Raw genomic sequence first — 18,665 nt, forward strand, 5'->3', positions numbered from 1 at the left:
AGATTTTTCAGTAAATCGTTTCGTTCAGAATCTGCAGCAAGTACTGCCCGTAGCCACTCTTGCCCAGGCGCTTGGCCTGCTCTTCGAGCTGGGCATTGTTGATCCAGCCGTTGCGCCAGCAGATCTCTTCCGGGCAGCACACCTTGAGCCCCTGACGCTTCTCCAGGGTCTGGATGAACTGGCCAGCATCAAGCAGGCTGTCGTGTGTACCGGTATCCAGCCAAGCATCGCCCCGGCCCAGCATCTGCACATCGAGCTGGTTCTTCTCGAGGTAGATCCGGTTCAGATCGGTGATTTCCAGTTCGCCACGCGCGGAGGGCTTGAGGTTCCGGGCGAATTCGACGACTTGCTGGTCATAGAAGTACAGCCCGGTGACGGCATAGCGGCTCTTCGGGGCTTTGGGCTTCTCTTCGAGGCTGATCGCGTGCCCTTCCGCATCAAATTCGACCACGCCGTAACGCTCGGGGTCGGATACCGGGTAGGCAAAGACACTGGCGCCACTCGGGCTCGCATCGGCGGCCTTGAGCCGGGCCGCGAGATCATGGCCGTAGAAGATGTTGTCACCGAGCACGAGGGCCGAGGGGTGGTCGCCCACGAAGTCGGCGCCGATGATGAAGGCCTGGGCGAGACCATCCGGGCTCGGCTGCACGGCGTATTCAAAATTCACGCCCCAGGCTTTGCCGTCGCCGAGCAGTTGCTCGAAGCGCGGGGTGTCCTGCGGGGTGGAGATGATCAGGATATCGCGAATGCCCGCCAGCAGGAGCACGCTGAGCGGGTAGTAGATCATGGGTTTGTCGTACACCGGCACGAGCTGCTTGGAGACCGCGAGGGTGAGCGGGTGCAGGCGAGTGCCGGAGCCACCGGCGAGGATGATGCCTTTACGGGGCTTGTGAGTGAGTGCTGCGGTCATCGCGGAAGTCTTTCGCAAAGAATATCGGTGCGCAGGCGCATGGCAAACGTCGGGCAATCGCGGCTCGGGCTCGGGCTCGGGCTTACGCCCAGCAAGAAATCATGGTGCTCACGCCCTTGCAGGCCCTTGAGAAATTCGAGACGGCCAGCGCGGCCCCGATCCTCCCGGCTCACCAACAGCCCCTCACTTCGCGTACGCCACCCCAGCACGAAGTCACTGCCAATGCAGCCTGCTCCGCGGGGGGCAAGAATGCTCACGACGTGATCTCCGAGCCTTGTAAAACTCCGCCAGCCATCAAAAATGGCCGTATTAAACCACGACAACAACACACCGAAAGACATGCCCCTGCGGCAACCGTACGACGCCAGCCACCACTCATCGACAACGCACAAGGGAATGAATCAGCGTGTCTCACTTCAACACATCCGGATGACCGTAATTTTTCGCCAGCTTCTCCAGCACCTGGCGCTCCCAAGGCTGGCTGGTGCGATAGAGCGCCTGCAACCATTGCTGCAGGCTGGGTGGCATATCCGGCCACATGGCCAGCACCAGATCCGCCGAGAGTTTCTTGACGCCCAGTTCATACGGCCCGTACTTCAAGGCCTGCTCCAATGACGCAGCAGCCCCGGCATGATCACCGAGGGCGTAAAAACTCAGCGCCAGGTTGGACCAGGCCGCACCGTTCTGCGGGCGCAAACGCAGAGAGGTCTGCTGGTAGCCCATCGCCTCGCCGAAATAGCCCTTCCGGAGGCTGGGCTCATTCCAGCCGCGCTGGCCACGCAAGGTGTTCAGAATGCCCAGGTAATCAAAGGTGAGCGGGTTGTCCGGCATGATCTCCGCCGCAGCCAGCAGATCATCGCGCGCCTGCACCCACTCTGGCACCGTCCACTTCGCGCTACCTGCAACCCAGGTATCAATCCGGTAACGCGCTTGAATCGCGCTGAAATCACCCCGCATCAGGCGCTGGCCTTGCCACATGCCCCAACCGGCCGCCAGCAGGATCAAACAAATCAGAAGCCAATTGCCCAGTTTGCTGCGCTCAAGCGGCATGACCAAGCTCCCCGCCCAGCTCGATGCCGCACAAGCGCGCCGGGCCATGAATGCTCAATTCATCCGCCAAGGCAGCCCCGAAACGGCGCTCCAGCACGGCGCGGGCTTCCCGCATGCGGGGCGGGCGGCCCTGCAGATTGTGCGCATCGCTGGCAATCGCACTCGCCCAGCCCTCGTGCAGCATGAAATCTGCCGCCGCAAGCACGCGCGGGCCAAACTGCCCCACCAGCGAAGCAGCCGTCAGTTGCAGATAGCAGCCGGCATCCACAAACTGGCCGACGCGATCAGGCTTCTCCATGATCGCCTTGTTGCGCTCAGGGTGCACCAGCACCGGGCGGATGCCCATGCCAACCAGATGCCGCACCAGATTCACCGAGCCCAGTGGAATCTGCGCATCCGGCAGCTCCAGCAGCATGGTGTGATAGCCCTCGCAGTGACCGAGGAAAGGGATGTGGCCTTGCTGAACCAGCTCCAGCACTTCGTGCGACAGACGCACCTCGCCCCCGAAGGAGAGGCCCAGCTCGATACCGCGCAAACGCAGCAAATCACGGAACAGCGAAAATTCGCGCTCGATGCCTGCTTTCAGATTGTCGAACCGGCCAGGGAACACATGCGGTGTCGCCACCACATGGCGAATCCCGTCGGCCACGATGGCACGTGCCAGCGCCAGCGCTTCGTCCGGTGTCGCTGGGCCATCATCAATACCCGGCAGCAAATGGCAATGAATGTCGATCATCTGGAAACAGCCACCCGATTGGCGATGCACATCATTTGTTCGTGGCGCAGGAAACACGGATGCGTCATTGCCACCACTTTCTAAAAGACACTGGATTCCCGACAGCGCGGGAATGACAGAACTCAAGGCAGCTCTTGCGCGAGGCATTTCAGTCCGCCAGAAACCGCAATGCCCGCTTACGCGGGCATCTTGTCAAACCGCCCGCAGCGAAATCAGGCTGCGCTTTTTGTCTTCTGCGAGTAGCCGTAGCCCTCGTAACCATCCTTGCCGTAGCCCGAGTACTCGCCGTAGTACGTCTGGGCCTTCTTGAAGTCCAGGTGGTTCAGCACCACGCCAAGCAAATTCCCGCCAGAGCGCTGCAGGCGCACAAGGCCCTTGCGCACCAGCGGATACGGCGTTTCCATCGCCCGCACCACGTACACCACACTGGTCGCCAGCGGTGCAATCACCAGCGCATCGCTCACCAGCTCCACCGGCGGCGAATCAATGATGATCACTTCGTAGTGCTTGGCCAGCACTTCCAAGGTTTCGCGGAAGCGCTGCGAGAGCAAGAGCTCGGCCGGATTCGGCGGCACTTCGCCCACCGGCATCACCGCCAGCGAAGAACCCTTGATGCTGTGGATGCACTCCTCCAGCCTTGCCGTTCCTGCGACCAAAGCCGAGAGGCCACGCGCAGCCGGCGGCAGCGCCAGGCGGCGCGCCACCTGCGGGCGACGCATATCCGCATCGATCAGAAGCGTGCGCTTGGTCTGGGCATGGGCCAAAGCCAGATTGGAGGCCACGGTGGTCTTGCCTTCACCCGGCACACTCGAAGTCACCACCAGCACCCGGCAAGCCGCATCCAGGTTGGAAAGCAGCACGCCGGTCCGCGCGGTGCGCACCGCCTCCGCCAGATGAGACTCCGGCTTATCGATGAACATCGTCATGGCATTCTTGCCAGCCTGCGCACCCAGCTCGGGCAGTGCAGAGAGTACCGGCAACTGGAAGCGGCGCTCCGCATCCTCGATGCCCTTCACGGTGTTGTCGAGCTTGTCCAGCAGCAGGGAGACCAGCACGCCGGCGAACAGGCCCAGCACCAGCGCAATCGCAATCACCTGCCCCTTCTTGGGCTTCACCGGCAGCATCGGCGCCACCGCAGCATCCACCACGCGCGCCACCGCACTTTGCAGATCACCGCTTTCGTGGGTTTCCTTGGCGCGGTTCATGAACATTTCATAGAGCTGCTTGTTGGTCTGCACCTCACGCTCAAGCACACCCAGCTGGAACTCCTGGCGGTTCACGTTCTGCACCGAACCACGCGCCGAATTGAGCGCGCCTTCCAGCGCACGCTCAGTAGCCTTGGCCGACTCGTACTCACGCGTCAAGCTGGCCGCCACCGATTGCATCTGGCGCATCAGGTTGTCTTTGGCCGCCTTCTGCTCGGAAGTCGCCTGCACCATCTTCGGGTGCTCGGCGCCATAACGCTGCTGCAATTCAGCCACTTTCTGGCTGGCGGCGGCCTCGGCCTTGCGGGCCTCACCCACGGCCTGGTTACGCACTACCGCCGGCACCGAGGAATAGTCACCGTCCTTCACCAAGCGCATCTGTTCATAAGCGCTCTCGGCTTCGGCACGCCGCGCCTTGGCCTCGACCAGACGCTGGGTTACTTCACCGATCTGCTGACCAATCATGGTCTGGGCCGAGCCCGAAAGGCTCACGATCCCGGCCTTCTCACGATAAGCCTGAAGGGCCTGCTCCGAGCTCACCAGCTTGTCGCGCAGCGATTGAGTGCGCTCCTGCAGCCAGTTGTTGGCCTGCTGGGTCATCTTGAACTTGGCTTCACGGTCAGCGCTGATATAGGAATCCGCCACCGTATTGGCCACTAGCGCAGCCAGCTTCTTGTCTTCGGCCGTGAAGCTCACCTTCACCAGCTGACTCAGGCGAACCGGCTCCACCGACAACTGTTTGGAAAACGAGTCGACTACGGCATCCACCAGCTTGTCCTCAGTCCAGGTGGCTTCCGTCTTCTGGATACCCAGCGCGCTCTTGATCTTGCCGATCACGCTGTCGTCAGGCTTGCGAACATCGAATTCCGGGTATTCCCACAGGCGCAGGCCGCGGACCACGCGGGTTGCCACCTCGCGGGACTTCAGGATCTCCACCTGAGTCTGGTAGTGCTCCTTCTCCTGCGAAGCACCGCCATAGACATCCTCGATCGAGAGCACCTTGCGCTTGCCCTGCTCAATCAGCACGGTCGTCGTCGCGCGGTACTCAGGCGTGATCGAAAAAGCTATAGCCCCCGCCAGCACGGCCACCACCAGGCCCAGCGCAAGGATCGCCCACTTGCGTTTGGTGATGCTGCGCCAGTACTCCAGCAGCTCAAGCTTGCTCTCTTCAGACAAGCCACCACCCAGCGCAGTAAAGCCCTGCTCGGATTCGGAAACGGATTGGGTATGTTGATTCATGTTCGGGAACGACCAAAAGACAAGGGCGGTTGCGGTGCAAGCCAGCCGGAAATCAGAAGAAGCTCTCTTCCACCGTAACGATATCGCCCGGATAGACCGCGGTATTCAGATCCACCTTGAGCTGGCGCTGTTGCGGATCATCCCCGCGAATCAGAAAAAGCTTGCTCAGCGAAGCACGCTCCTTGAAGCCGCCCGCCAGGGAAGCCGCCTTGCGCACCGTGAGGCCCGGCTGGAAGGGATAGCCACCGGGCTTGTCCACCATGCCGTTGATGAAGAACGGGCGATATTCATCCACCGAAACCGACACCTTCGGATTCACCAGGATGCGGCCCTTGAGGCCTTCCACCACCTTCTGTTCGACTTCGCCCAGCGTATTGCCACGCACCGCCAGCTCACCGAGGCCCGGCATGAAAATCGAGCCGCTATCGGTCAGGCGAATCTTCTCGCGGCTCAGATCTTCTTCACCAAAAACGCGAACCGAAATCACATCGCCTGCACCAAGACGGTAAGCAGAGAGAAAACTCGAAACGGACGCAGGCTCGGCCGCAGGTGCCTGAGCAAGGCCCAGCGCACTCCAGAACATCAGCAGCACAAGGCTCACAACGCGCAAGAACATCAAGTCTCTCCAATCGAACCAGACGCAAGGGCTGCCGGCTGGCAACCCTCGCTCACAACGCCAGCATAAACCGCGCCTGCCAGCGCGGCCATTCAACAAATACAATCGAGCGATTATGCAGGTGCATGCCCGCTGACCATCCAGGGCCCCGCCGGCTGAAGCCGGCCCTACACAATCAAAACCGGCCCGGCTATCAGAACGACGCTTCCACCTTCAGCATGCTCAGGCGACGCACGTAGTCATAGGTATCCACCGTCGAATCGCGATGCGAGAAGGTGTATTCCAGACCCACGCCCAGCCAGCGGCGCACGTCATACATCAGCGCAGCGGAATAGACGTACTCGTCATCCTTCCGGTTGGTGTTGCGATAGTTGGTATCCAGCTTGCCAGCCGACAGCTTGCTGTGCAGATAGCTCTTCCAGTCGTGGTTCCAGCCCAACGACACGCTCTTGGCAATCGGCACACCAGTGAACCCATCCGGATCGTTGGCGGAACGGCCACCGATCAGATCAAACGAGGAATAGCTCAGCGGCTTCCAGCGCACCGAAGCTTCCCAGGTCGGGCCCAGATAATCCTGGCGGACGCTGGTATCGAAGTTCTTCTGTTGCTGGCCTGCCTTGATCGTGCCGGTCACCGCAGCCGAAGCATCCCACGAGAGCCCCAGCAGGTAGCGGGTGTCATCGTTGGAGAGCAGGCTGGTGTCGTTGGTGTAATCAAAATAGGTACGGCGATACTCAGCGATCAAGCGCGTCTTGGGCATCACGCGGTAGTAGAAGCGAGCGCCCACATTGGTGTTGTCCACATCCGCCGACTCGGTGGTCGCACGATTGTTCTGGTAGCGCTTGGAGCCCCAGCCCGCATCCATTTCCACACGACCGGTAGCCTCTTCAGCCCCGTAACGGAAGGTGGCGCTCACCGCCTTGCTGCGATAGTGGTCAGCCGTCTGATTGCCGATGCTGCGGTCAGTCGAGCCGATCGGATCATAGTGATCACCGCTCGAAGCCCCCCAAGCCATCGCGGCACGCGAACTGAACACATTCTGCGCCTGGAAAATCACATCATTCTGCCCAAGGCTGTTGGGATCGAAATTCGGGTAATGCACGAAGTCACCCTTGTAACCCAAGGTGTAACGATCTTCGCGATAGCGCGTCTCGGCGGTCACGGTCGGGCGAATGCGGTAGAAAGCCGAGCCCGGCTCCGAACCCTTGCCTGCCATGGTCACATTGCTGTCATAACCCGTAGAGGCTTGGGCATCTGCATAGACATTAACGCCATCGGCCACCTTCAGGGCTTGCTGCGAACGCCCCGCAGCCACCGGCACCCCACCGGACTCGAACACATTGCCGGGCAGCACATTGGCCGAATTCGGTACAGCGCGCGAAGAAGCCGGAATCGTGTCCGCCTCGCCAGCCGCCCAAACCCCCGTCGCCCCCAAGGCAAATAGCGAAGTCACTACCAGATGAAGTTGCTTGTGTTTCATACAAACCCCCGAGTCAATTTTTGTTGATCCCATTGCCGCGATCATCTTTTTGCTGCATTGCAGCTCTCACGCCGATGATCGCTGATTTTTGTCAGCCCGGCGCGGAACTAATACCCAAACCAGAGCCAAAAGCACACAGAAAGTCAATGCGTTAGCCGGGATTTGCAGATTGAAATCCACCCAGCTGTGAATCAACAAACAACAGATCGCCATCGCCACGCCAAACGCCACCCCCCGATTCAGGCGCGACTCACGCTCGCTCCATAGGCGCGCAATGCGCCCTATCGTCAGCAACACCGCCGCAGCCAGCAGTCCGAGCCCCACAAAGCCTGTTTCGGCCGCGATCTGCACATAATCGTTATGTGCGTGATCCCAGTAGCCTTCCTTGTCCGCACTCTTGAAGCGAGGAAATACCGTATAGAAACTGCCCGCACCAAACCCCGTCAGCGGCCGCTCCAAAGCCATTCCCAAAGCCTGCCTTGGCGTTTCTGCCCGCTGCTCCAGAGACTCTTCGCCTTGCGCATGCTCGGTTTCCACCGCAGTGTTCTGCAGGCGCTGCACCACGCGATCCAGCCCGACCCACTGCCCCACAATCACCACATCCACCACGACCAGGCTCAGCACCAGCCAGAAAGCCGATTTGCGCAGGCGCGGGTTGTTCAGCATCCCCAGCCCGCCCACCAGCAACAGGGATGAGAAAAAGGCCACATTGCCCATGCGCGAGCGCGTCAGCACCAGCGTGATCACCATGACCACAAGCATCAGGCGTACCAGCATCTTCCCCGAGAGCATGAACTTAAGTACAGCCACCAGCCGCTGGCGTCTGTTGGGTACCGCACCCGAGCTTCCCATGCGCGCCAGCATCACCCCCACCCCGGCCGCAATGCACAGCTGCATATAGCCCGCCAGATGATCGAAGTTGGCAAAGGTGCCCATCGCCCGGCTGCCCTGCTGGTAGTGCATGAAGAGATAAATGTGCTCGGCACGCGAAGCAAACAGACCGATCGCCAGCAAAGCCTGAAACACCCCGGCCCCCACAATCGTGCCGGCCAGCCACATCACCCGCCGCTCCGTATTCACCAGCAGCAGCACCAGCGCAAACGCCGCCGCATACGCCATGGTCGCGAGCAAGTATTGCAAGCTGTTGAAAAGCTCCGCCGAAATCGGCGTATTGCCCATCAGGGGCAGGCGCTGCCCAGCGATCCACAGCCCGAAGAGCACGACACAGCCCAGCGGCCACTTGCCAGCCCCCAGCCGCTCAAGGAGGGAATCGCCACGCACAGCTGCTGCCAACACCACTAGGCCCAGCACTCCTAGCAAGGTCAGCGCCAGAAAGCCCAGCGCCCAGGTGCGATTGCTCGCCAGCGGCACAGGCGCCCAGGCCAGCACGCCCAGCAACGCCACAAACGCCCAGCCCTCCACCCGCTCAAGCCATGCCGCCATGCAGTCTGGTTCCGATCAAATTTCACATCAAGAGAACATCAACCCGATCTCGTCGCTGCGGAACCATCCGCGCGCCACGCAACCAACCCGGGCCCCGCCGGCTGAAGCCGGCCCAACAAAACTCGGCGGCTACGCAAACAGCCAAAGAAAATGGCAGCCGTAGCTGCCATTTGCGCGGCATCGCGAAGAATCAGCTGCGGCTGGCGCCACCGCCACCACCACCAAAGGACGAACCATTGAGGGCCGGCGCCTGATTCGAACCGCCCGTTACGCCAGCCGCACCCTGAGCACCCGAGTTCGGGCCTGCGGCCGTCGGGCCACCCGCCACAGCCACCGGGTCAGCGCCCGCAGCCACCAGCGCGGTCGAGGCTTCCTGAGCCGGCACACCAACACTCACCATCGCGGCCTGAGCCTGAGCCGGCGGCACGCCAGCTTCCAGCAGAGCCGCAGCAATCTGACCGGAATCAGCGCCTTCAGCCTTAAGCGCCTCGGCGATCTGTTGAGCAGTCTTGCCAGCCTTCACTTGCGCGGTCGCCTTGGCACCCAGAGCGCTGGGGGCCTTCGGAGCGCCCTGCGCAAAAGCAACACCACTCACCATGGTTGCCAGCGCCAAGGTCAGCACGGAAATCTTGTTCATTACGGACATTCCATCCCCCTGTATCAAATTCGGGCTATAAACGCTGCAAAGTATACCGATCACACCTGATTGACAGGACTCAACTTCTCACCAAACAGGGCAAAATTCACACATTAAGTAAATTGACGCAGACGCCCACTAAACATAGAAGCGCCCCTATTAGAAACACGCCCAAGGCCCCCCCCAAGATTCAACCTGACACACATACGCGCCCCTCCATTCAATGACCAAAAGCCATACGAGCCAAAACAAGAGCAGCGCTGAAATCAAATACGAATAAACGCCAACAGCTCCTCAGTGCTAGCGTGCAAAAGTGCCGAGTTGCCACGGCTTTCCACGTTCAGGCGGATCACCGGCTCGGTGTTGGACATGCGCAGGTTGAAACGCCACTCGGCGAACTCCACCGACAAGCCATCCGTGTGGTCCACCAGCAGCGCATCCTTGCCGTAGCGCGCTTCAGCCTGACGAATGATCGCCGCAGCATCCTTCACCTTGCTGTTGATCTCGCCGGAAGACGGGAACTTCGCGATCCGCTCGGCCACCAGCGCCGAGAGCTTCTCGCCGCGCACGCACAGCAGTTCAGCCACCAGCAGCCAGGGGATCATGCCGCTGTCGCAATACGCGAAATCACGGAAGTAATGGTGGGCGCTCATCTCGCCGCCATACACCGCATCCTCCAGCCGCATGCGCTCCTTGATGAAAGCGTGGCCCGTCTTGCTCTGCACCGGCACGCCGCCCGCCTCGGTCACCACGCCCACCGTGTTCCAGGTCAGGCGCGGGTCGTGAATGATTTTCTGGCCCGGGCTCTTCTTCAGGAAGGCCTCTGCCAGCAGGCCCACGATGTAATAGCCCTCGATGAACTCACCGGTCTCATCAAACAGGAAGCAGCGATCGAAATCGCCATCCCAGGCAATGCCCATATCCGCCCCGTGCGCGATCACCGCATCGCGCGTAGCCGAGCGGTTCTCCGGCAGCAGCGGATTCGGGATGCCGTTCGGGAAAGTGGCATCCGGCGCGTGATGCACCTTGATGAACTCCACCGGCACATCCAGCTTCGCGAACACCGCCTCAATAGCATCCACCACATGCCCCGCCGCGCCATTGCCGGCATTCACCACCAGCTTCAGCGGCTTCAGGTTCGCCGGGCGGATATAGCCCAGCAGGTGCTGCACATACGCATCCAGCGTGCTCTGCCGGGTCAGCGAGCCGCGCTGGCCCACCGGCCCGAAGGTATTCGCCTCGGCCAGGCGTTGGATCTCAAAGAGCCCCGTGTCGCCACTGATCGGCTGGCTGCCAGCCTTCACCAGCTTCATCCCGTTGTAATTGATCGGGTTATGGCTCGCCGTCACCTCCACCCCGCCATCCACGCCAAGATGGAAAGTCGCGAAGTAAATTTCCTCGGTGCCGGTCATGCCCAGATCAATCACATCCACACCGGCATCCATCAAACCATTGGCCAGCGCCAGCTTCAGCTCTTCGGAGGTGGCGCGCACATCCCCGCCCACCACAACGCTCTCGGGCTTGAGGTATTCGCCATAGGCACGGCCGATGCGATAAGCGATGTCGGCATTCAGCTCCGGGCCAAGTTCGCCACGGATGTCATAGGCTTTAAAACAGGTCAGTTTGCTCATATATCAATCACCGTTTTGGGTTCAAATCTTCGCTCCAAACACTGATTTCATCACTATGGAAACAAAAAATCTTCAAAAAATCCCTACTGCACCTTACTTCGAGGCTGAGCTGCAAACTTCATGGCGTACCTAAGACCATCCCCGATAAGGCTTGACCAAACCGCACTGTGGCCACCGTTAACAATTCTCAGCTCAGCAGGCTGTTGCAAACCTCTCAAAATCGCATACAAACCCGCAGCCTCTTTTTCGATAAAAAACTCATCGTCGTCGCCAGAAGCGATAAACATCGGAACCCAATTTCTACCATTTACATACCCATCCAAAATGCTTGGATAATTCAACTCTTTCCACACTTTTGCGTCAAAAGGAACACCAAAAACCCCAGACCCTCTAGCCGCAGAATTTGAAGGCGGCTCTGGAGTATATATCGCGGGCGAAAGCAGAATAGCTGCAGAAAAATAACCTGGATTCTTCAGCGAATACCTCAGCGCACCAAAACCACCCATAGAATAGCCCGCAACAACGCGCCCCCGCCTATCTGCGACCACACGAAAAGACCGCTCTATCTCAGGAACAAAATCACCAAAAAAAGCTGACTCCATCTTTTCTTTCCGATCGACGTACCACGAAGTTCCAGCGCCAATCATCACGGCAACGCAAGGCTGAATTTCTCCTTTTGCGATAAGAGCATCCAGTTGCTTAGTCACCCCTGCCTCATCAACCCATGAACGATCCCCTCCCCCGTGGCCATGGAAGAAATAAACAACAGGATAATAGTCACTCGACGCCTTGTATAAATCAGGAAGATAAACCGTGTAGTTCAAATTCCTCCCGAGAACTGGAGAATAAAACGTCCTCCCCAAGACTTCGGAAGCCAAAACGGCATTGCTAACCAAACAAAAAACAACAACCAATAAGAACCTAAACATAAAACCATCTCCATTATTTCAACATAAATGGAAAACATTACTATTTATTGAAAATCCATGCACCCAATCAACCACTACCGAGAATGCTCACAAAAAACTCTCGCCAACTCAAAATATGCAGGATTCGGGCGCATGTTCGAATCAAACGGCAAAGGCGTCTGACCAAACCCTTCCTTACGCAACCATGAATATTTGTCGGATAGCTGCCAAGAGATCATTGCCTTCACGTTAGCGTGCGCCAACACCGTGTTGGAAAAGTCCCCGTACAGCTCAGCTACTGCCACCTCTGCATCCCGCCGGGACATTCTCAAAGATCCGTCCCGCACATCCAACTCGGTGATATAGACCTCCACTGGCAGTTCCCCCAGTTCACCGATGAAGTCCGACAGCACATTCAGACTCATTGATGGCCCCGGCTCGAGATGACACTGCAAACCCACCGCATCGATCCTCGCACCCGCGTCCAGCAAGTTCCTCACCGTCCGCAACAAACCCTGACGCACCTTCTGCGCCATCGGTGTATTACGTTCCACCCAGGCCTCATTCAGGCACAATTTCACGGTGGGATCCGCTATTGCAGCCCTTGAGAATGCGCGCTGAATATAGCCCGGGCCCATGGCGTCGTACCACACTCCCTTGCGAAATCCGCCCTCCGCACCGTGATCCGGCCAGAATGGCTCGTTCACCACATCCCATGAATGCATCCGGCCAGCATAGCGCCCGACCATCTCTGCCACATGGCGATCAAGCCAGTAGCGCACCTCGGCTGGGCTGAGACGCTTGAGCCACTCCGGGTTCCCCTCATTCCAGATCAGGCAGTGCCCACGTACAGGAATGGCGGCCTCAGCGGCAAAATCAATCAAGCGATCTGCCTTTGAAAAATCAACCCTATCCATAGAAGGGCGCAAAGGCCCAAATTTCATGCTGAAGTCGGTCGTCAATAGGCCGCAGTGCTTTCTGAACAAAGCCCCATAGGCCGGGTCATCAACAGCTTCCATGTCAAAGGAGGCACCAAACAGCGCGCGCCCTCGCAATAGCGCATTCAGCGCCGGAACCTCCTGATCGTAGGCGCGATACGCTACCCGCCCGAAGCGACGACACCCTACCAACTCGGTGGCCCCAAAAGGCAAAAGCCAGAATGACTTCAAAAAATTTCTGCGGATCACAAATTACCCACAAACATCAAAACCTGCTCAAAAACAAGCCCCCCACAACACCCGATCCCACGCAAATCCATTTATCTATGAATCACAAATCGAACTAGGCTCATCCACCAACCTGAAACACAGCATATTCTGGGTGAAGGCTATAGAACAGCACTGCCCGGCGCTTACTAGCCGCAACATCCAGAACCTCTGTCCCCTCACCCCTAATCACCTTGGCGGGAACTCCGGCAACGGTAACTGCCGACCCGAAAGACTTATTAACCACAGCATTAGCGCCAATCACAACACCAGACCCAATACTTATAGGTCCGTACAACTTAGCCCCCGGACCGATCCATGCATTATCGCCAACTACCGGCACCCCTCCATCAAAATCAACACCAACATTAACCCCCTGATGAATATCGCACCAGGCACCGATCCTAGCATTAACATTTACAACAACATTTCCAAAATGATTGATTCTCAGCCCTGGACCAAACACATCTGGCGGAATATCAAAACCGAGAGAGTGCGCAAGTCTTAGTTTTCTAAATTTAAAATAGAACAACAACAGACTCGACAAAACACCAGACTGTCCAGAGTAGAACTCAACACATCTAAGAAAAATTTGAAATTTCCAGACCTGGTCATAAAAACAAGGACGAGACCTGTCACGCCCCAAAGCAAACCTGTCTGCCGCCAAGAAATACTCAAGCTCATGCCTACTTTGAATACCCACAAAACCGCCTCAATTTTCAGAAACCATACTCGTTAAGCCACTTATAAAACACTAACACCCCAAAACAAATCTACTCTTACCCTTCAGAACTCGCTTTCCTAACAAGGAAAACCCAACACAGACCCCCACTACAGATAGAGACATAAGCAGCCAATAGAGCGCGCCACTACCATTTACAAAATCCAGCCTATGCACTACAGCAATTACAACAGGATGAGACAGATATATCGTAAAACTCACCGCAGACACTACCGATACACCTCGAACACTGAAGTTAAGCCACCGCTCAAAACAAAAATAAAGCCCTACAACTTGAGCCATCTTTAAAAAATAGTTGTAATTAAAACCAGCGTACTCAAACATCGGCTTTTGAGTCTCATAAGCAGAGCCAAAACAAAACAGATCAACACAAGAAACGAAGAAGAAAATCAAAAACAAAGGCAAACCCCACCCACTCCAACGAGACAATCTTTCTTTTTCACAACAAAACAAAACCCCGAGCATAAACGTAGGCATATAGTAAAACAAACCTTGAAGCGGATTGATATTATCCAAAGACCGCCCTGCAAATCCAGCCAAAAAAACCCATGCGAGTATAGATACGCACCTAAACCGAAGAGGCATACACCCCCAGCGAACAACAGCAGGGCTGACCAAAAAAAACAAAGTCATCATCGGAATAAACCAATAACCAGTAATTGCTCGGCCCGTCAGCACATACCCGACATAGGGGTAAACATATCGCCCAAAGAAACCATCGAACTTTCCAAAAAAATACTCAGAGTACGGACCTTTAGCAAAGACCGCCGCCGAAACAACTATTGAGCAAAAAAACAAATACGGTAAAATAGTACTAAAAAACCTTGATCGTAAATAATCTTTGTATCCAAAATCGACACAAACATAGCGGCCAAACAAAAATCCGCCTATAAAACAAAAGTAATAAGTACCATCACAAACGAGTTTGAATAAAACCCCAGACACACCGTCAAGAGGAAAACCGGATATCCACCAGACATGACCAAACACCACAAAAACACACGCAACGGCGCGCATGTTTTCAATAGGAAAATTTCTTTCCTTCATATTCAACCCAATCTTTCTGCAAAAAATTCCGTAGGTCGTCCGGCCGGATCAGATCAACGACCTCTTCCTTTTATCATCGAAACCATCTTGGCTGGCGACTGCCCCCCCCCCACACATTCGCCGCCAGCCTTTTTATCAAACAAGGAAGAACCAGACCTGCCAATACGCCTAGCACAAGGTGCAGTACGGCACTACGGATTCCAAATACATTCATAAGAACAATCCTGATTCCCGCTGCAAAAATCACGTGCATGAGAAAAATTTCGAGTGAGGCCGCCCCCAACAAGCATAGCGGGCCTTGCAAGCCTGGAGGCATTTTCAGGCAGACCGCTACAACGGCGCATGCACACAACAAGGCCATGCCCAGCCAGAGCCAGGAATGGCCTGCCAGCGCAACGGATTGATAGTCAAGAAGCAGAAACTGTGCCCCTGTAGCCATGAGCGCCAAGCCCACCCAGTAACTGCGCAATACTTCCAGCACTCCGTATCGGCATAGCAGCACGCCGAACAGGATGAACACCCAATAGCCGGCGACATATGCCAGGGGGGGGATGAAAACAGGCAAGTCCAGATACACGGCCGCACATGCGGCCCCTGCGAAAAAGAGTGTCAGCACATAAGGAGACCGTCGCCTGACCAGCAGCGGAATGCTCGCCGCCGTCAGAAAGAAGAGCGCGTAGAGGTACCAGAACTGCTGACGGGGAAAGATCAGGCCCAGCAGCACATCCTCAATACTCACCGGGAAATTCTTGTGGCGCGACAGCAGAACTTCAATCCCCCCCTGAAGCAATGACCAGACAACAAAGGGATAGAGCAAAGACCCAGCGCGCTTCGCGACAAGATTCCAGCCATGCCTTACGACACTGCCTTCCAGCAGGTAGCCCGACAGAATGAAGAACAAGGGCATGTGGAAGGAGTAGATGACCGCATCCAGCATTTTCATCCAGGGCCCTGCATCCAGCCCCGCGTTCAGCAGCCCACGGGCAACATGGCCATATACGACCAGCACAATGCCGACGCCTTTGGCCGCATCGATCCAGCGCAGATGCACGTCCTTCATCGGCCCCTCCTGGGCAGGGGAGCGTCCCGCAACAGAAGCATGACCAGCAGAAGGGTGCTAAAGCTGGTGGATTTGACTGTGAGGCCCACCCCCGATGAGATCGCAAACAGGAAGAAGGCGGCGGGCCACCAGGTAAGCGGTGAGACACGCACGGCCATCGCCCTCAGCACGCGCCAGCCGCTCGCGAATAACAAAGCACTGCCCACCAAGCCGTAGATGAGCAGCATGCCAAGCCAGAAGACCTCGATCCCATAGACAGTGCCAAAAATCACCTGGCGCTGCACCAGCATGCCGCGAAAATCTCCCAGCAGGATTTCCGAAAGGGGGGTGTTCAGGAAAATCTCCCATGCCGCCAGGCGGGTGCGGCCGCTGCCGTTATCGTCCTGCATGCGCTCCAGCAAGGGATCGAACATGCCGGCCTGATAGGCGTACAAGGCCAGCAGCAGCAAGAGCAGGAGGCTCAGCATGACCTTGAGCGGATCAATGCGGTTCCGTGGCCGCCCCCAGACTTCCAGCAAAACGCGGCCCGAACTCAGCAGCAGCACGAAGAGCAGGGTCGCGAAAATGCTGGTGCGCCCGCCGAACAGGGGCATCACCGCCAGGCAGTGCAGCAGGGTGAAGCCCTGAACCAGACTTAGCCGCCTGAAGCACAGGCGGGTATAGAGGGTGACGACAAAGATGCCGCAGCCCAAGGTCGCCGCCAATGGATGGCCGAACAAGCCCGAAGCACGCCACTCGCCCCATTCGGCCATGTCCAGCTCCTGGCCAAAACCGGTGTAATCTAGCAACACTGGTGGCACCAGCGCGCTGCCCTGGGCAAATTCGATCACGCCCATGACTGTATTCACCAGCATCAGCGCGTACAGCAGATATTCCAGCCGACGCTTCTGGCTTTCATTCAACTGCAGCAGCAAGGCCAGAAGCAGAACCGGACTCAACCAACTCACCACCACCCCGGAGAGCGGCTGACCAAGCACCAACTGGGCATAGACGATTGCCAGAACACTGCAGCACAAGCCGATCAAAATACCCGGCTGCCGCAGCAGCGCCATCAGCCGCGCGCCCCCTTCGCGATAGGCCAAAAAGGAAAGCCAGGCCAGCAGCAGCGTGAGGGTGGAGGGGTGAATCTTCTCGAGCGGGTTACCGCCTTCTCCTGCGTAGTTGTAGCCCCACAACGCCAGCAGGTTGCCAGAAGCACCGATGATCAACAGCGCAGACAGGAGCAGCAGCCGTTCAGGCAGACCTGGCAGGCCCGGGCTCTTTAAGTTCCAATCGGGTGCGGACACTAGCATCGCTTCAGCCTCCGGCGGCGGCCCGCCGGCGCACCCAAGCAGCATGGATCGAACGATGGTAGGCAAGCAGCATGGCCAGGGCGTAGGCCAGCGTACCTGCAGCAATATCTCCGGCCAGGTTGAGTAGTTGGGTGCCCAACACCGGCTTTGCCAGAATGACCAGCGCCATCAGCGCACAGCTGGCGCTGATTTTCAGGAACTCCGCCAAGGGAAAACGCAACTCCCGCCAGCCAAGGAGATAGATCAGCATGACCCCGGCGACCAACGAAGAGGCCAGCGCCATCGCAACCACGCCGCCCGACAGCCCCCACCAGGCCATGCACGGAAAAAACAACGTGAAGGTCAGCACGACCAGGCTCACATCCACAAGAACAAGCGGACGCGGGCGCACGGTGACCAGAAAATAGTGGTTCAGGTAGTTGTAGATGAAGGCAAACATGCCCCCGCTGATCAATGCCCAAGGAAGGATGGCCTGGGTGCTCTGCTGAAATTCTGAAGAAACGGCGAGGCGGATGAGATCAGGGCTCACCAGATGCAAACCGAGCAGGCTGGGCAGCATCACAGCCAGCAACAAGGCACAGTTATCCGCCAACTGCTGCATGGAGCGCTCAAGGCCTGACTCCTGCATTCGCCGGATCGCCATGGGCAAAGCCGCTGCCGTGACTAGCATGGCGGCGATAGCGGCTGCGCGCTGACCGAGGCCGAACCCCACTGCGAACTGGCCAGCGGCAGCCAAGCCAAGGCGGTAGTCAACCAGATAGCGCGTGAGATTGACAGCCAGCCAGGCCAGCACGCCGGAGAGCAGTAGAGGTGAGCCATACTCAAAGGCTTGACGCAGAATCGGTCGATCAAAACCATGACCAAAACCGCCCCAAGAAGCACGCCTGAGCGAATACCCCCCCCCTAGCGCTTCCCCGGCGGCATAACCCAGCAAGGGGAAGGCGGGATTGTCGCCATAGGCGAGCAGCATGGCGCAGCCGAGCCCAAGGCCCAGCACCGGCCCGCAAAGGGAGAGCACGTTGTAATCCAGCGCCCGGCCAAGAGCTGCCGCCACGGTAGCCTGATGCTGATTGATGCCCCTGAGCGCAACAAAGGCCGCGGTGCCCAGCACCAGCAAGCCGGATGGCTGAGCAGAGACCAGCCAGACTAGCAAACACAGCGCAAACACCATCTGCGCGACGGCCGAGACTGCAAGAACACGGACAGATGTGCTGGCGAAGCGTTCGATTGCCGCACCCTGCTCGCCCACGAAACGCAAGGCGTATTGCGACCACCAACCCAAAAAAAGCGCTCGGACCAGTTCCTGCTGACCGGTGATCAGCGTGGTGGCACCAATCGTGTCGGAACTGGCGATATGCGTCCAGATCAGTACTGAAGCGAATTGCGCCAGCGGACTCAGCAATTGCGCCGGGAGCATCTGCAGGGTTTTTCGTATCAACATCGTCAGCGCACCGAAACACCTAT

16 protein-coding genes are annotated in these 18,665 nt (G+C 57.8%); all 16 read right to left on the bottom strand.

Features of this window, described 5'->3' with window-relative positions; genetic code table 11:
- Positions 1-7: 7 nt before the first annotated feature.
- Complete coding sequence (rfbA, locus tag Q3Y64_RS07010) at positions 8-910, bottom strand: glucose-1-phosphate thymidylyltransferase RfbA (RefSeq protein ID WP_303560584.1); 903 nt, start codon at positions 908-910, stop codon at positions 8-10.
- A gap of 411 nt (positions 911-1,321) precedes the next feature.
- On the bottom strand, positions 1,322-1,960 hold the full coding sequence (locus Q3Y64_RS07015) for a hypothetical protein (RefSeq protein ID WP_303560585.1): 639 nt from the start codon (positions 1,958-1,960) through the stop codon (positions 1,322-1,324).
- Positions 1,950-2,696, bottom strand: a complete 747-nt coding sequence (locus Q3Y64_RS07020) for a tyrosine-protein phosphatase (RefSeq protein WP_303560586.1) — start codon at positions 2,694-2,696, stop codon at positions 1,950-1,952. The genes Q3Y64_RS07015 and Q3Y64_RS07020 overlap by 11 nt, the downstream gene beginning before the upstream one ends.
- A gap of 212 nt (positions 2,697-2,908) precedes the next feature.
- Positions 2,909-5,140, bottom strand: coding sequence for a polysaccharide biosynthesis tyrosine autokinase (locus Q3Y64_RS07025; RefSeq protein WP_303560587.1), 2,232 nt, complete (start codon positions 5,138-5,140; stop codon positions 2,909-2,911).
- 52 nt (positions 5,141-5,192) lie between these two features.
- The gene (locus Q3Y64_RS07030; RefSeq protein ID WP_217423246.1) at positions 5,193-5,756 is read right to left on the bottom strand and encodes a polysaccharide biosynthesis/export family protein; all 564 of its coding nucleotides are present in this window, start codon (positions 5,754-5,756) and stop codon (positions 5,193-5,195) included.
- Between the two features lie 193 nt (positions 5,757-5,949).
- A complete protein-coding gene (locus Q3Y64_RS07035) occupies positions 5,950-7,236 on the bottom strand; it encodes an outer membrane beta-barrel protein (RefSeq protein ID WP_303560588.1) in 1,287 nt (428 codons plus the stop codon).
- A gap of 66 nt (positions 7,237-7,302) precedes the next feature.
- On the bottom strand, positions 7,303-8,679 hold the full coding sequence (locus tag Q3Y64_RS07040) for an O-antigen ligase (protein WP_303560589.1): 1,377 nt from the start codon (positions 8,677-8,679) through the stop codon (positions 7,303-7,305).
- A gap of 190 nt (positions 8,680-8,869) precedes the next feature.
- A complete protein-coding gene (locus tag Q3Y64_RS07045) occupies positions 8,870-9,316 on the bottom strand; it encodes a hypothetical protein (RefSeq protein ID WP_303560590.1) in 447 nt (148 codons plus the stop codon).
- Between the two features lie 266 nt (positions 9,317-9,582).
- Complete coding sequence (cpsG, locus tag Q3Y64_RS07050; RefSeq protein WP_303560591.1) at positions 9,583-10,947, bottom strand: phosphomannomutase CpsG; 1,365 nt, start codon at positions 10,945-10,947, stop codon at positions 9,583-9,585.
- A gap of 83 nt (positions 10,948-11,030) precedes the next feature.
- Positions 11,031-11,876 carry an alpha/beta hydrolase family protein gene (locus tag Q3Y64_RS07055; protein ID WP_303560592.1) on the bottom strand — a complete coding sequence of 282 codons (846 nt, stop codon included), beginning with the start codon at positions 11,874-11,876 and terminating at the stop codon, positions 11,031-11,033.
- Positions 11,877-11,950: 74 nt separating this feature from the next.
- Positions 11,951-13,024: an endo-1,4-beta-xylanase gene (locus tag Q3Y64_RS07060; RefSeq protein ID WP_303560593.1), complete on the bottom strand. Its 1,074-nt coding sequence runs from the start codon at positions 13,022-13,024 to the stop codon at positions 11,951-11,953.
- A 118-nt stretch (positions 13,025-13,142) separates the two neighbouring features.
- Positions 13,143-13,763 (bottom strand): serine O-acetyltransferase, encoded by a 621-nt coding sequence (locus Q3Y64_RS07065; RefSeq protein WP_303560594.1) that lies wholly within the window; start codon positions 13,761-13,763, stop codon positions 13,143-13,145.
- A gap of 51 nt (positions 13,764-13,814) precedes the next feature.
- Entirely contained in the window at positions 13,815-14,849 is a 1,035-nt protein-coding gene (locus Q3Y64_RS07070) for an acyltransferase (RefSeq protein ID WP_303560595.1), read from the bottom strand.
- Positions 14,850-14,922: 73 nt separating this feature from the next.
- Positions 14,923-15,909: an acyltransferase family protein gene (locus tag Q3Y64_RS07075; protein WP_303560596.1), complete on the bottom strand. Its 987-nt coding sequence runs from the start codon at positions 15,907-15,909 to the stop codon at positions 14,923-14,925.
- Positions 15,906-17,195, bottom strand: a complete 1,290-nt coding sequence (locus Q3Y64_RS07080) for a VpsF family polysaccharide biosynthesis protein (RefSeq protein ID WP_303560597.1) — start codon at positions 17,193-17,195, stop codon at positions 15,906-15,908. Before Q3Y64_RS07080 ends, Q3Y64_RS07075 begins: the two co-directional genes overlap by 4 nt.
- A 10-nt stretch (positions 17,196-17,205) precedes the next feature.
- Complete coding sequence (locus Q3Y64_RS07085; RefSeq protein WP_303560598.1) at positions 17,206-18,642, bottom strand: lipopolysaccharide biosynthesis protein; 1,437 nt, start codon at positions 18,640-18,642, stop codon at positions 17,206-17,208.
- Positions 18,643-18,665 lie beyond the last annotated feature (23 nt).

The sequence above is a fragment of the Uliginosibacterium sp. 31-12 genome (assembly GCF_030548425.1).
GTDB lineage: Bacteria > Pseudomonadota > Gammaproteobacteria > Burkholderiales > Rhodocyclaceae > Uliginosibacterium > Uliginosibacterium aquaticum.

What these genes read in the sequence shown, in the direction of transcription:
- rfbA (WP_303560584.1), bottom strand. Translation starts at nt 910, where the DNA reads ATGACCGCAGCACTCACTCACAAGCCCCGTAAAGGCATCATCCTCGCC.
- Q3Y64_RS07015 (WP_303560585.1), bottom strand. Translation starts at nt 1,960, where the DNA reads ATGCCGCTTGAGCGCAGCAAACTGGGCAATTGGCTTCTGATTTGTTTG.
- Q3Y64_RS07020 (WP_303560586.1), bottom strand. Translation starts at nt 2,696, where the DNA reads ATGATCGACATTCATTGCCATTTGCTGCCGGGTATTGATGATGGCCCA.
- Q3Y64_RS07025 (WP_303560587.1), bottom strand. Translation starts at nt 5,140, where the DNA reads ATGAATCAACATACCCAATCCGTTTCCGAATCCGAGCAGGGCTTTACT.
- Q3Y64_RS07030 (WP_217423246.1), bottom strand. Translation starts at nt 5,756, where the DNA reads ATGTTCTTGCGCGTTGTGAGCCTTGTGCTGCTGATGTTCTGGAGTGCG.
- Q3Y64_RS07035 (WP_303560588.1), bottom strand. Translation starts at nt 7,236, where the DNA reads ATGAAACACAAGCAACTTCATCTGGTAGTGACTTCGCTATTTGCCTTG.
- Q3Y64_RS07040 (WP_303560589.1), bottom strand. Translation starts at nt 8,679, where the DNA reads ATGGCGGCATGGCTTGAGCGGGTGGAGGGCTGGGCGTTTGTGGCGTTG.
- Q3Y64_RS07045 (WP_303560590.1), bottom strand. Translation starts at nt 9,316, where the DNA reads ATGAACAAGATTTCCGTGCTGACCTTGGCGCTGGCAACCATGGTGAGT.
- cpsG (WP_303560591.1), bottom strand. Translation starts at nt 10,947, where the DNA reads ATGAGCAAACTGACCTGTTTTAAAGCCTATGACATCCGTGGCGAACTT.
- Q3Y64_RS07055 (WP_303560592.1), bottom strand. Translation starts at nt 11,876, where the DNA reads ATGTTTAGGTTCTTATTGGTTGTTGTTTTTTGTTTGGTTAGCAATGCC.
- Q3Y64_RS07070 (WP_303560595.1), bottom strand. Translation starts at nt 14,849, where the DNA reads ATGAAGGAAAGAAATTTTCCTATTGAAAACATGCGCGCCGTTGCGTGT.
- Q3Y64_RS07075 (WP_303560596.1), bottom strand. Translation starts at nt 15,909, where the DNA reads ATGAAGGACGTGCATCTGCGCTGGATCGATGCGGCCAAAGGCGTCGGC.
- Q3Y64_RS07085 (WP_303560598.1), bottom strand. Translation starts at nt 18,642, where the DNA reads ATGTTGATACGAAAAACCCTGCAGATGCTCCCGGCGCAATTGCTGAGT.